Here is a 14505-nt window from a genome sequence, read left to right on the forward strand (position 1 = left end):
GCATGGGGGATCTCGACTACAACGAATACATCCGGTTGGCTTCGCTGCACGACGCGGTTCGCCCGCTCACACCCGTGGACGATGAGTTCGTCCACGGCGCCGAGCACCTGTTCATCATCACGCATCAGGTGGCCGAGCTGTGGCTCAAACAGGTATTGCTCGACCTTGATCTAGCCGTGCGTGCGCTGACCGACCGCGGTCTCGGCCTAGCCTGCGAGCACCTCGCGCGGGCGGCGCACCTGCTGGACCAGGTGGTCACGACGACGTTCGTGCTCACCCGGTTGCCGCCGGGAGACTTCGCCCGCTTCCGCGGCCTGCTCGGCACCGCCAGCGGCGCTCAGTCACCGCAGTTCCGTGAGCTCGCCGTACGGCTGGGTGTGCGGCAGCCGGACGGCTGCGTGGTCTACGAACTCTTCGAGGCCGTGCTCGAGGAGAACTCGCTGTCGGTGGCGGACCTCTACCGCTGGGGGCCGCCGGCCGGTATCCCCTACCGGCTGGCGGAGGTCCTTTCCGACCTGGCCCAGGCGTTCTACCGGTGGCAGGTCAACCACGTCGAGATTGTTCGGCGGGCGATTGGCAGCGCAAGCGGAACCGGCGGAACAAGTGGTCTGAATCACTTATCGAACCGCATCGAGCTGCCGTTTCCTGCCTTGTGGGCTGCTCGCTCGGCAACGGTCTGGGAGTCCGCTGGTCAGACACTGCCTTGATGCGCCGAGAAGTGTCTATATCGGAATTTGGGATATGGAGAGGTGGTGATGTGATTATGATGGGTGCGCATCGACATGTCACATTAGGGGGAGGGGCTATGTCAGTCGTCGAAGCCCGCGAAGGTGCAGAAGTAGACAATTCAATATCTGCAGTCATCCTGCATCGAAACGAGGTCATAAAGAGGGGGCTCGAGAAGCTGCTGACTGAGAATTCGGGGGTTGTCAGAGTTTGCTCGTACAATAGCTGGTCGAGGGTCCTGTCCCTGCTTGCAACGAGGACCGACGACCATACCGTGCTAGTTGTGCCGCGGTCCCTGGTCGGCGATGGCACGGAGCTGCGCGCCGTGTGCGGCCCCTCGATCAAGGTCCTGCTCCTGCTTGACGGCCCCGAGCCGTACGACAGCGTGCCTGAGACGGACGCCTGGGTGGACGGGTTCCTGGTCGAGAGCACGATCACGGCGCAGTCGCTCGCTGTAGCGCTGAACCACCTCAGACGCGGCCAGATGCCGATGCCGAGCACCATGGCCAGGTCGTTGCTGTCCGAGGTGACCAAGCTCCGCGAACTGTCCGCGGCCCAACGCTTGCGACTCACCCAGCGCGAGGTACAGACGCTGCAACTCATCGCGGACGGCTTGAGCAACAAGCAGATCGCACGCCAGCTCTGCATTGGGGTGAACGGCGTGAAGCGCCTGGTCAGCGATCTGCTCGCGAAGCTGAACTGTCCGAACAGGACCAGAGCGGCGGCCTATGCCGTTCGCATCGGTCTGGTGGGGGATAACCGTATCACCGAGCACGCCGAGGCAATGCGCGGCTGAGGACACCACTGGGGGATTTTGCTGGGGCTTCGACGGCCGAAGCGTTCGATTTTGCGTTTTCGATTCGCTCGGTCCTGATCTCGCGGCGGTTCGTCGACTGAACCTCGCTGCACGTGGCGGCCGTTCCTCAAAAGAGTAGCGATTCACTCAGATGGAGTATCGCAACGGCTTCGCGCCCGTGCCCTCGTGCTCCTGCGAATCTTGCTGACTGTTTGACCCTGCAATAAAAATGCCTGCCCGCGACAACCAGGCCTGCCACAGCCTGGATGAGGCTTGATTGAGGTATGCCCACATGGCGAATTCCGCGTTGACGACCCTCGTGGATCTGCTGCGCTACAACTGCGCTGCCGATTCCGGACGTGCCGTTATCACATTCGTCGGCCCCACGGCGATCGACCGGCACACGATGACCATGAGCGAGTGGGACGTCCGTTCCCGCTCGCTCGCCGCGCATCTGCGCCGGGGAACGCGAGTGTTGGTGGCACTTCCCCCTGGGGTGGACTTCTTCGCAGCGCTCACCGGCACCCTGTACGCGGGGGCGTGCGCCGTCCCGGTCGAACCGCCCGCCGCCGACGTCGCCGCTGTGCACCGCCTCGTCGACGTGGCGCTCGACGCCGAAGCCGATGCGATCCTCACCGACTCGACGACGGCCCGGGCAATCGAGAGGCACTGGCCGGACGGCACGCCGCTGGTCCGCCTTCTCCGCGTTGACGAACTGGTGGACACGCCCCCGTCGGGCGAGCTGCCGGTGATCGATCCGGACGACCTGGCACTGCTGCTGTACACCTCGGGGTCGACGGGTCGACCGAAGGGCGTCGAGGTCCGGCATCGAGCGCTGCTGGCGTGGCTGGACGTCCTGGACACCGAGGTGGGGCTACCCGGCGGGTCATCGGTGGTCACCTGGATCCCGGTGCACCACGTGCTGGGTCTCGTCATGGTCCTCTTCGCGAGCAGGATGTCCGGCGAGGCGGTGCTGCTGGCGCCGGACCACGTCGTCGGTGACCCGGCCGTCTGGTTGCGGGAAGTCAGCCGCGCCCAGGCGCCAGTGTTCAGCGGGGCTCCGCCCTTCGCCTACCAGCACTGCGTCGACACGATTGATCCCGCTGACCGGGCCGAGTTCGACCTGTCGGGCTGGGAAGTCGCCCTCATCGGATCGGAGCGGATCAGTCCCGGGGTGCTGGAGTCGTTCAGCGAGGCATACAGGCCGCACGGCTTCCGCGGGTCGGCGTTCTTCCCCTCTTATGGGACGACCGAAACCATGATGGTGACTGCTCACCGCGGGCCGGCGGAGCCGCTCCTGCTGACTCTGGACGCCGCCGAACTCGAGCGCGGCAAGGTCATCGTGAGCACTAGCGGCCTGGGGAACGGGACGCGGACGACCACGCTGGTCGGCGTCGGTGCCGCCTGCACTGGAATCGACGCCCGCATCGTGCATCCGGATACGCGCACGCCGTGTGCGGCCGGCGACGTCGGTGAGCTCTGGGTAGCGGGTCCCGTTGTCTCGTCCGGTTACTGGCGTCGTTTTGAGGAGTCCGAGCAGACCTTCGGCGGTTACCTCGCAGATGGCACCGGCCCCTACATGCGCACTGGTGATCTCGCCTTCGAGTACGACGGTGAGGTCGTGATCTGCGGCAGGCTCAGCGAGCTGATCATTGTCCGGGGTCGGAACCTCGTCGCGCAGGACATCGAGGCGACCGTGCGTTCCGCCGACCCGCGGCTGACCGACGGACCGGTTGCGGCGTTCCCGGTGGTAGATGAGGACACCGACCAGCTGGTCCTGGTCGCCACGGCGGACCTCGAGGAGGTACCCGACTCAGAGCAGCTGGTCACCGCGATGAGCCGCGCCGTGGTTGCTGAGCACGGCGTCGAACCCGCAGATGTGCTCTTGGTTTCGGAGGGGCGCATTCCGCTGACGTCGACGGGAAAGGTCCGCCGTGCCGCATGCAGGCAGGCGTACCTCGACGGCTTGCTGGAACCGTTCGCCACCTTGGATGCGGTGGCGGGGGGTGCGGGTGGAGAACCGCAGACCGATCAGGAGCGGCAGTTGTGCGAGCTGTTCGCCGAGGTGCTGCGAGTGGACCGGGTCGGCGTTGACGATGACTTCTTCGCCATCGGAGGCCACTCGCTGCTCGCGATGCGCTTGATTGCGCGCATACGGGCCGTATTCGGGGTGGAACTGGGCATCCGGACGTTGTTCGCGGCGTCCACAGTGGCCGAACTGGTCGTGGTGCTAGACCAGGCCCGTCCGGCTCGTCCGGTGTTGATGGCCCGGCCGCGTCCTGATGTGGTGCCGTTGTCGTTCGCCCAGCGGCGCCAGTGGTTCCTGCACCAGCTGGCCGAAGTTCCGTTCATCCATAATAACCCGCTCGCTTTGCGTTTGTCTGGGTGTTTGGATCGGGTGGCTTTGCGGTTGGCGTTGCGGGATGTTGTGTTGCGGCATGAGAGTTTGCGGACTGTGTATCCGCAGGTGGAGGGTGTGCCGAGTCAGTGTGTGCTTGCCGGCGTCGATTTCGATGTTGTGTTGGTTGATTCCGTGGTTGATGCGGTGGGCTTGCCTGGTCGGTTGGCGGAGGCGTGTCGGTATGAGTTTGATTTGTCGGTTGAGATTCCGTTGCGGGCGTGGTTGTTCGAGGTTGGGTCGGATGAGCATGTGTTGTTGATTGTGGTGCATCACATTGCTGCTGATGGTTGGTCGCTTGATCCGTTGGCGCGGGATCTTGGTCGTGCTTATGCGGCGCGGTGTCGGGGTGAGGAGCCGGGTTGGGTGCCGCTTCCGGTGCAGTATGCGGATTACACTTTGTGGCAGAACGAGGTTCTTGGGGAGTTGTCTGATCCGTCCAGTGTGTTCAGTGCTCAGTTGGGTTACTGGGTGGATGCTTTGGCGGGTTTGCCGGATGTGATCGAGTTGCCTGTGGATCGGCGGCGGCCGGCGGTGGCGTCGTATCGCGGTGATCAGGTGGTCGTTCGTGTGGATGCGGGGTTGCATCGGCGGTTGTTGGGTTTGGCTCGTGATTTTGGTGCGAGTCTTTTTATGGTGTTGCAGGCGGGTTTGGCGGCGGTGTTGTCGCGGTTGGGTGCGGGTGCGGACGTTCCGATTGGGTCGCCGATTGCGGGTCGTACTGATCAGGCGTTGGATGATCTGGTCGGGTTCTTTGTCAACACTTTGGTGTTGCGTGTTGATGTGAGTGGTAGTCCTTCTTTTGCGGAGTTGTTGGGTCGGGTTCGGGAGAGGGCTCTTGCGGCGTATGAGAATCAGGATGTTCCTTTTGAGTATTTGGTAGAGGCGTTGAATCCGTCGCGGTCGTTGGCGCATCATCCGTTGTTTCAGGTGATTTTCACGTTGCAGAACGCGCCGACGGCTGATTTCGGTTTTTCGGGTGTGGAGACGGTTTTCGATCCGGTGTCGACGGGGACGGCGAAGTTCGATCTGTGGTTCAACCTGTCGGAGAGTTATGCCGAGAACGGTGCGCCTGCTGGGTTGGGTGGGGTCGTGGAGTTCGCGACTGATCTGTTCGATCCGGAGACGGTCGAGGTCCTTTTCGCGCGTTATATCCGCTTGCTGGAGTCGGTGGTAGCGGACCCGGACCTGCCGGTCAGTCGGGTTGACATACTCGGTGCTGACGAGCGGCGGCAGTTGTTGCCTGATTTCGTGGAGCCGGCTGAATGCCTGGCGACATTGCCTGTGTTGTTTGAGCGGCAGGTTCAGGAGACGCCGAATGCTGTCGCAGTGACCTTCGACGGTTTGCACATCTCGTATGGGGAGTTGAATGCTCGCGCGAATCGGTTGGCGCGGGTGTTGGTCGAGTGGGGTGTGGGGCCTGAGTGTGTGGTGGCGTTGGCGTTGCCTCGTTCGGTGGATTTGGTTGTCGCGGTTTTGGCGGTGTTGAAGGCTGGTGGTGCGTATTTGCCGTTGGATCCGGGTTATCCGGCGGCGCGGATCGCGTTCATGTTGGAGGATGCTGGTCCTGGGTTGGTCGTGACGACGTCGGGTGTTGATGTCGGGGGTTCTGTTCCTCGTTTGGTGTTGGATGATCCCGGCACTGCTGCGTGGGTGGATGCTGCCGATGATGGTGATCTGGGTGTTGCGGTGTTGCCGGAGCATCCGGTTTATGTGGTGTACACATCCGGTTCCACCGGAACTCCCAAGGGCGTTGTTGTTTCGCATCGGAATGTGGTGCGTTTGTTTGATTCGACGCGGGAGTGGTTTGGGTTCGGTGCGGGTGATGTGTGGACGTTGTTCCATTCTTTTGCGTTTGATTTCTCGGTGTGGGAATTGTGGGGGGCGTTGTTGCATGGTGGGCGTTTGGTTGTGGTTCCTTTTGAGGTGAGTCGTTCTCCTGGTCGGTTTTTGGAGTTGTTGGCGGGTGAGGGGGTGACGGTTCTGAATCAAACTCCGTCGGCGTTTTATCAGTTGGCGCAGGCGGAGTTCGAGGATGGTGGCCGTGTCGGGGGTTTGTCGTTGCGGGTTGTGGTTTTCGGTGGTGAGGCGCTGGAGCCGGCGCGTTTGGCGGGGTGGTGTGAGCGTCATCCGGATGGTCCGGTGTTGGTCAATATGTATGGGATTACCGAGACCACGGTTCATGTTACGTATCGTGAATTGGGTGGTGGTGAGGTCGACAGTGCTATTGGTCGGGGTATTCCGGATCTTCGGGTGTATGTGCTTGATGAGGGGTTGCAGCCTGTTCCGGCGGGTGTTGTGGGGGAGATTTATGTCGGTGGTGAGGGTGTTGCGCGTGGATATTTGGGGCGGTTTGGTCTGACTGCGCAGCGGTTCGTCGCTGATCCTTATGGCCCTGCGGGGGCTCGGATGTATCGCACGGGTGATCTGGCTCGTCCGTCGCGGGACGGTGAGCTGGAGTACGTCGGGCGAGCCGACGAACAGGTCAAGGTCCGCGGATTCCGGATCGAACTGGGAGAGATCCAGTCCGTCCTCGCCACCCACCCGGAAGTCGGCCAGGCCGCCGTGATCGTCCGCCAAGACCGAACCGACGACGCACGCCTCACCGCATACATCGTTGCGGCGAATACCGGACCGGTCACTGGTTCTCTGCGCGGTTATGTGCGTGAACGGCTTCCCGAGTACATGGTTCCTTCCGCCATCGTGGAACTCGACGAACTCCCGCTGACGGGCAACGGAAAGCTGGATCGCGCGGCCCTGCCCGTTCCAGAACACCGTTCGGTCGGGGGTGGCCGGAGCCCGCAAAGCCCGCAGGAGCAGGTGTTGGCCGAGCTGTTCGCGGATGTGCTGGGCTTGCCGTCGGTGGGGGCCGAAGAGAATTTCTTCGACCTGGGTGGACATTCGTTGCTGGCGACCCGGTTGAGCGCCAGGGTTCGGGCGGCGTTGGGTGTCGAGTTGGAGTTGCGGACGTTGTTCAACGCTCCGACGGTGGCCGAGCTGGCCGCGGTGCTGGCCGAGGGCGGGGTGGTTCGGCCGACGCTTGCACCCCGGCCACGTCCTGATGTGGTGCCGTTGTCGTTCGCCCAGCGACGGCTGTGGTTCCTGCATCAGTTGGAAGGCCTGTCGGCCACCTACAACATCCCGCTCGGCTTGCGTTTGTCTGGGTGTTTGGATCGGGTGGCTTTGCGGTTGGCGTTGCGGGATGTTGTGTTGCGGCATGAGAGTTTGCGGACTGTGTATCCGCAGGTGGAGGGTGTGCCGAGTCAGTGTGTGCTTGCCGGCGTCGATTTCGATGTTGTGTTGGTTGATTCCGTGGTTGATGCGGTGGGCTTGCCTGGTCGGTTGGCGGAGGCGTGTCGGTATGAGTTTGATTTGTCGGTTGAGATTCCGTTGCGGGCGTGGTTGTTCGAGGTTGGGTCGGATGAGCATGTGTTGTTGATTGTGGTGCATCACATTGCTGCTGATGGTTGGTCGCTTGATCCGTTGGCGCGGGATCTTGGTCGTGCTTATGCGGCGCGGTGTCGGGGTGAGGAGCCGGGTTGGGTGCCGCTTCCGGTGCAGTATGCGGATTACACTTTGTGGCAGAACGAGGTTCTTGGGGAGTTGTCTGATCCGTCCAGTGTGTTCAGTGCTCAGTTGGGTTACTGGGTGGATGCTTTGGCGGGTTTGCCGGATGTGATCGAGTTGCCTGTGGATCGGCGGCGGCCGGCGGTGGCGTCGTATCGCGGTGATCAGGTGGTCGTTCGTGTGGATGCGGGGTTGCATCGGCGGTTGTTGGGTTTGGCTCGTGATTTTGGTGCGAGTCTTTTTATGGTGTTGCAGGCGGGTTTGGCGGCGGTGTTGTCGCGGTTGGGTGCGGGTGCGGACGTTCCGATTGGGTCGCCGATTGCGGGTCGTACTGATCAGGCGTTGGATGATCTGGTCGGGTTCTTTGTCAACACTTTGGTGTTGCGTGTTGATGTGAGTGGTAGTCCTTCTTTTGCGGAGTTGTTGGGTCGGGTTCGGGAGAGGGCTCTTGCGGCGTATGAGAATCAGGATGTTCCTTTTGAGTATTTGGTAGAGGCGTTGAATCCGTCGCGGTCGTTGGCGCATCATCCGTTGTTTCAGGTGATGTTCACGTTGCAGAACGCGCCGACGGCTGATTTCGGTTTTTCGGGTGTGGAGACGGTTTTCGATCCGGTGTCGACGGGGACGGCGAAGTTCGATCTGTGGTTCAACCTGTCGGAGAGTTATGCCGAGAACGGTGCGCCTGCTGGGTTGGGTGGGGTCGTGGAGTTCGCGACTGATCTGTTCGATCCGGAGACGGTCGAGGTCCTTTTCGCGCGGTGGGTTCGTTTGTTGGAGGCTGTTGCTGCGGATCCGGATTTGCCGGTGGGTCGGGTTGACATTCTGACTGCGGATGAGCGTCTTGGTCTTCTCGGTGGTGAGGCCAGGGCGATGTCGTCGGTGCCTGTGACGGCGCGGTTCGAGGGGCAGGTTCGGGAGCGTCCGGATGCGGTCGCTGTGGTGTGTGAGGGCGTGGAGGTGACGTATGGGGAGTTGAATGCTCGTGCGAATCGGTTGGCGCGGGTGTTGGTCGAGTGGGGTGTGGGGCCTGAGTGTGTGGTGGCGTTGGCGTTGCCTCGTTCGGTGGATTTGGTTGTCGCGGTTTTGGCGGTGTTGAAGGCTGGTGGTGCGTATTTGCCGTTGGATCCGGGTTATCCGGCGGCGCGGATCGCGTTCATGTTGGAGGATGCTGGTCCTGGGTTGGTCGTGACGACGTCGGGTGTTGATGTCGGGGGTTCTGTTCCTCGTTTGGTGTTGGATGATCCCGGCACTGCTGCGTGGGTGGATGCTGCCGATGATGGTGATCTGGGTGTTGCGGTGTTGCCGGAGCATCCGGTTTATGTGGTGTACACATCCGGTTCCACCGGAACTCCCAAGGGCGTTGTTGTTTCGCATCGGAATGTGGTGCGTTTGTTTGATTCGACGCGGGAGTGGTTTGGGTTCGGTGCGGGTGATGTGTGGACGTTGTTCCATTCTTTTGCGTTTGATTTCTCGGTGTGGGAATTGTGGGGGGCGTTGTTGCATGGTGGGCGTTTGGTTGTGGTTCCTTTTGAGGTGAGTCGTTCTCCTGGTCGGTTTTTGGAGTTGTTGGCGGGTGAGGGGGTGACGGTTCTGAATCAAACTCCGTCGGCGTTTTATCAGTTGGCGCAGGCGGAGTTCGAGGATGGTGGCCGTGTCGGGGGTTTGTCGTTGCGGGTTGTGGTTTTCGGTGGTGAGGCGCTGGAGCCGGCGCGTTTGGCGGGGTGGTGTGAGCGTCATCCGGATGGTCCGGTGTTGGTCAATATGTATGGGATTACCGAGACCACGGTTCATGTTACGTATCGTGAATTGGGTGGTGGTGAGGTCGACAGTGCTATTGGTCGGGGTATTCCGGATCTTCGGGTGTATGTGCTTGATGAGGGGTTGCAGCCTGTTCCGGCGGGTGTTGTGGGGGAGATTTATGTCGGTGGTGAGGGTGTTGCGCGTGGATATTTGGGGCGGTTTGGTCTGACTGCGCAGCGGTTCGTCGCTGATCCTTATGGCCCTGCGGGGGCTCGGATGTATCGCACGGGTGATCTGGCTCGTCCGTCGCGGGACGGTGAGCTGGAGTACGTCGGGCGAGCCGACGAACAGGTCAAGGTCCGCGGATTCCGGATCGAACTGGGAGAGATCCAGTCCGTCCTCGCCACCCACCCGGAAGTCGGCCAGGCCGCCGTGATCGTCCGCCAAGACCGAACCGACGACGCACGCCTCACCGCATACATCGTCAAGCAGCGGAGCCCCATCTCTGAACGCGACGAACTCGCCGAGTACGACCAGGTCGGCGAGTGGGAGGAAATTTACGACTCGCTGTACGCAGGGGCTGGCCGGGAGCAGTTCGGCCAGGACTTCGCCGGCTGGACAAGCACTTACGACGGCACGCCGATCCCCCTCGAGCACATGCGGGAATGGCGTGACGCCACGGTCGACCGCATTCTCTCACTGCGTCCTCGGCGCGCCCTGGAGATCGGCGTTGGCACCGGTTTGCTTCTGTCCCAGATCGCACCGCACTGCGACAGCTACTGGGCGACGGACCTGTCCAGCGCCGTGATCGACGCCCTGACCGACCAGATCCGGCAGCACCCCGATATCGCCGAGCACATCGTGCTTCGCAACCAGCCTGCGCATGACTTCATCGGTCTGCCCGCCGGGTCGTTCGACACGATCGTGCTGAATTCGATCGTGCAGTACTTCCCGACGACGGAGTATCTCGTCGAGGTTCTCACCGGCCTGACGGGCTTGCTTGCCCCCGGCGGCTCGATGTTCCTTGGTGACATCCGCAACCTGCGGCTCCAGCGCGTCATGGCCACGGCCGTCCAGACCCGTCGAGCCGGTTCGTCGACCGACGAGGCGACGCTGCGCCGCGCGATCGAACAGACCATGATCACGGACAAGGAGTTGCTCATTGATCCGGACTTCTTCGCCGGACTACCCGAACTCCTGCCGGATATCGCGGGCGTGGACATCCAGATCAAGAGGGGTACGCACCACAACGAGCTCACCCGATACCGGTACGACGTCGTGGTTCGCAAGGCCCCGGCGACCGTCTTGGAGCTCGACCACGCCGACGTGCTCGACTGGACTCGGCACACCGGCGGCCTCGCCGAGCTCGGTGTGCAGCTTGACGAGCGGCGCCCCGCCCAGCTGCGTGTCACGGGCGTCGGCAACCACCGAATCGCCGAGGACCTCGCGCTTGCCGGCGCGGTCGGCGAGGACACGATCGACCCGGAGGAGTTCTTCGAACTCGGTCGCCAACACGGCTACTGGGTGGGCGCTACGTGGTCGGCATCTGCGGCGGAGGCTCTCGACTTCCTCTTCGTGGACGGCGTGATCACAGCTCCGTCGGGCACCTACTCCGCCTCGGCCAGGCCCCGGCCGCTGGCGGAGCTCACGAACAATCCGACTGCGACCCGCGATCGCGGCGAACTCGTCAAGGTCCTGCGCGACTACCTGCGCGATCGACTTCCCGAGTACATGGTGCCTTCCGCGATCGTGGAACTCGACGAGCTCCCGCTGACGGGAAATGGAAAGCTCGATCGCGCCGCCTTGCCTGCCCCGGGGATGGGTCCGGTCGTGATCAGCCGAAGCCCGCAAGGTCCGCAGGAACAGGTGCTTGCGGAACTGTTCGCGCAGGTGCTGAACCTGCCGCAGGTGGGTGTGGATGACAACTTCTTCGACCTCGGCGGGCATTCACTGTTGGCGACCCGGTTGATCGCCAGGATCCGCGCGGCGCTGGGCGTCGAGCTGGAGCTGCGGTCATTGTTCGACTCTCCAACGGTGGCCGGGCTTGCCGCAGTGCTGGCCGACGGGGGAGTGGCCCGTTCGGCGCTCGAACCCCGACCGCGGCCCGACGAGGTGCCGTTGTCCTTCGCCCAGCAGCGGTTGTGGTTCCTGCACCAGTTGGAAGGTCTGTCGGCCACGTACAACATTCCGCTCGGCTTGGGCCTGAACGGGAAGCTCGACCGCGAGGCGTTGCAGGCAGCGCTGCAGGATGTCGTTGCCCGCCACGAGAGTTTGCGCACGGTCTTCTCCGAAGTGGACGGTGTGGCCAGCCAGCGCGTGCTCTACGACGTCGATGTCGAATTGGTCGAGGCAGTGGTCGCTGAGGCAGAACTGCCCGCGCGGTTGGGTGCTGCGTGCCGGTATGAGTTCGACCTGTCCGCTGAGATCCCCTTCCGGGCATGGGTGTTCGAGGTCGCACCGGACGAGCAGGTGCTGTTGATCGTGGTTCACCACATCGCCGCGGACGGCTGGTCCCTGAGCCCTCTCGCGAAGGACCTGGCGTTCGCCTACACTGCGCGGCTTCGAGGGGAACAGCCGGACTGGACGCCGCTCCAGGTGCAGTACGCCGACTACACCCTCTGGCAGCGCGAACTCCTCGGAGACCGGTCGAACTCGGGCGACTTGCTCCACAAGCAGATGTCCTACTGGTCCCGCACCCTGGCTGGGCTGCCGGAACAGCTGCGGCTGCCCGTTGACCGGCCGCGGCCGGCAGCCGCCAGCTACCTCGGTGATCAGGTGGACTTGCGGCTCGACGCCGAGCTGCACGAGAAGCTACTCGGGCTTGCCCGCGACGCCGGTGCGAGCCTGTTCATGGTCCTGCAGGCAGGCCTGGCTTCCCTGCTGTCCCAGCTCGGTGCGGGCAACGACATTCCCATCGGTTCTCCCATCGCGGGCCGCACCGACCAGGCATTGGACGACCTGATCGGCTTCTTCGTCAACAACCTGGTGCTGCGCACCGACGTTTCCGGCAACCCGACGTTCGCCGAGCTGCTCGCCCGGGTGCGGGAGACGGTGCTCAACGCTTACGCCAACCAGGACGTGCCCTTCGAGCACATCGTGGAGGTTCTCGAGCCAACTCGGTCGCTGGCCTACCACCCGCTGTTCCAGGTGATGCTGGCCCTGCAGAACACGCCAGCGACTGATCTGAAGCTTCCTGGGCTGAACGTCGAGCCGGTCCCCACCCCGAGCAGCGCCGCGAAGTTCGACCTCACCGTCATCCTCGTCGAGCGGCACGGTCCCAGTGGCGAGCCGGAAGGGCTCGAGGGCTACGTGGAGTTCGCGACTGATCTGTTCGATCCGGAGACGGTCGAGGTCCTTTTCGCGCGGTGGGTTCGTTTGTTGGAGGCTGTTGCTGCGGATCCGGATTTGCCGGTGGGTCGGGTTGACATTCTGACTGCGGATGAGCGTCTTGGTCTTCTCGGTGGTGAGGCCAGGGCGATGTCGTCGGTGCCTGTGACGGCGCGGTTCGAGGGGCAGGTTCGGGAGCGTCCGGATGCGGTCGCTGTGGTGTGTGAGGGCGTGGAGGTGACGTATGGGGAGTTGAATGCTCGTGCGAATCGGTTGGCGCGGGTGTTGGTCGAGTGGGGTGTGGGGCCTGAGTGTGTGGTGGCGTTGGCGTTGCCTCGTTCGGTGGATTTGGTTGTCGCGGTTTTGGCGGTGTTGAAGGCTGGTGGTGCGTATTTGCCGTTGGATCCGGGTTATCCGGCGGCGCGGATCGCGTTCATGTTGGAGGATGCTGGTCCTGGGTTGGTCGTGACGACGTCGGGTGTTGATGTCGGGGGTTCTGTTCCTCGTTTGGTGTTGGATGATCCCGGCACTGCTGCGTGGGTGGATGCTGCCGATGATGGTGATCTGGGTGTTGCGGTGTTGCCGGAGCATCCGGTTTATGTGGTGTACACATCCGGTTCCACCGGAACTCCCAAGGGCGTCGTGATCACCGGGGCGGCTCTCAGCAGCTTCGTGTCAGCGATGCGTGAGCACGTTTCACTCGGTCCAGGCGACCGGCTGCCCGCGGTGACCACGATCGCGTTCGACATGGCCGTCCCAGAGCTGTACCTGGCCGTCCTCAGCGGCGCCACCATGGTGATGGTGCCGAGGAAGACGGTCACGGACACACCTGCATTGGCCCGGCTGGTGGTCGAGGCCGGGATCACGCACCTGCAGGCCACACCGTCGCTGTGGCGGGCGTTGATCACGACCGCTTCGGAGAGCTTGCGCGGACTGCACATGCTGGTTGGCGGTGAGCCATTGCCGGCCGACCTGGCCGGCAGGATGCGATCCCTGGGCGCGGAGGTCACCAACTTCTACGGGCCGACCGAGACGACCGTGTGGTCAACGGCGGGAATCCTGGACGGCGATTCCCACCCGACACCTCCAATCGGCCGGCCCATCGCGAACGCTCGCGTCTACGTACTCGGTCCCGGACTCGAACCTGTTCCCGTGGGTGTCGCAGGGGAGCTTTACATCGGCGGGGACGCGCTGGCGCGCGGCTACCTGTCCAGGCCTGTGCAGACCGCCGAGCGCTTCGTTGCAGACCCGCACGGTCCGGCGGGCGTCCGCATGTACCGCACCGGAGACCTGGTGCGGTGGTCGCGGGATGGCAGCCTGGAGTTCATCGGCCGAGCGGACAACCAGGTGAAGGTCCGCGGATTCCGGATTGAGCTGGGCGAGGTCGAGACCGCACTCACGGCGCACCCGGCTGTGGCTCAGGCGGTCGTAGATGCGCGCGAGGTTCAACCGGGTGACACGAGGCTGGTCGGTTACGTCGTGCCAGCTGCAGGTGCGGATCTGGTGCCGGACGAGGTGCTGAACCACGTGCGCGGTCACCTGCCGGAGTACATGATCCCCTCGGCGCTGGTGGTGTTGGAGCGGTTCCCGCTGACCCCGAACGGAAAGCTGGACCGGTCACGCCTGCCCGTACCCGACTACGGGGCCGGGCGGGGCAGGCTGCCGCGCACTCCGGATGAGGAAGCGCTGTGCCGGTTGTTCGCCGAGGTGCTGGGCCTGGAAACGGTCTCGGTCGACGACGGCTTCTTCGAGTTGGGCGGGCATTCCCTGCTGGCGACGCGACTGGTGAGCCGCGTGCGCGTGGTGCTCGGGCGGGAACTGTCCATCCGGGCGCTGTTCGAGACGCCGACCGTGGCCGGTGTCGCGCGTCGTCTTGGCCACGGTGTCGAGGAACGACCCAAGCTGACCCGACGCAGGCGCGCGCCAGAGGACATGGCCTGACGACGCCGAT

Annotated in this window: 3 protein-coding genes; all 3 read left to right on the forward strand. The window is 63.4% G+C overall.

The features are described from left to right. The first annotated feature begins 2 nt into the window (after positions 1-2). The 3 genes from ACRXBZ_RS38335 to ACRXBZ_RS38345 all read left to right on the forward strand — a co-directional run bounded on the left by ACRXBZ_RS38335 (position 3) and on the right by ACRXBZ_RS38345 (position 14495). Positions 3-707 carry a tryptophan 2,3-dioxygenase family protein gene (locus ACRXBZ_RS38335; RefSeq protein ID WP_433884099.1) on the forward strand — a complete coding sequence of 235 codons (705 nt, stop codon included), beginning with the start codon at positions 3-5 and terminating at the stop codon, positions 705-707. A 98-nt stretch (positions 708-805) separates the two neighbouring features. Further along, positions 806-1522, forward strand: coding sequence for a response regulator transcription factor (locus tag ACRXBZ_RS38340; RefSeq protein WP_433883256.1), 717 nt, complete (start codon positions 806-808; stop codon positions 1520-1522). Positions 1523-1814: 292 nt separating this feature from the next. Further along, complete coding sequence (locus tag ACRXBZ_RS38345) at positions 1815-14495, forward strand: amino acid adenylation domain-containing protein (RefSeq protein ID WP_433883257.1); 12681 nt, start codon at positions 1815-1817, stop codon at positions 14493-14495. Positions 14496-14505 lie beyond the last annotated feature (10 nt).

It is taken from the genome of Saccharopolyspora hattusasensis, from assembly GCF_050972075.1.
In the GTDB taxonomy this organism is placed as follows: domain Bacteria; phylum Actinomycetota; class Actinomycetes; order Mycobacteriales; family Pseudonocardiaceae; genus Saccharopolyspora; species Saccharopolyspora hattusasensis.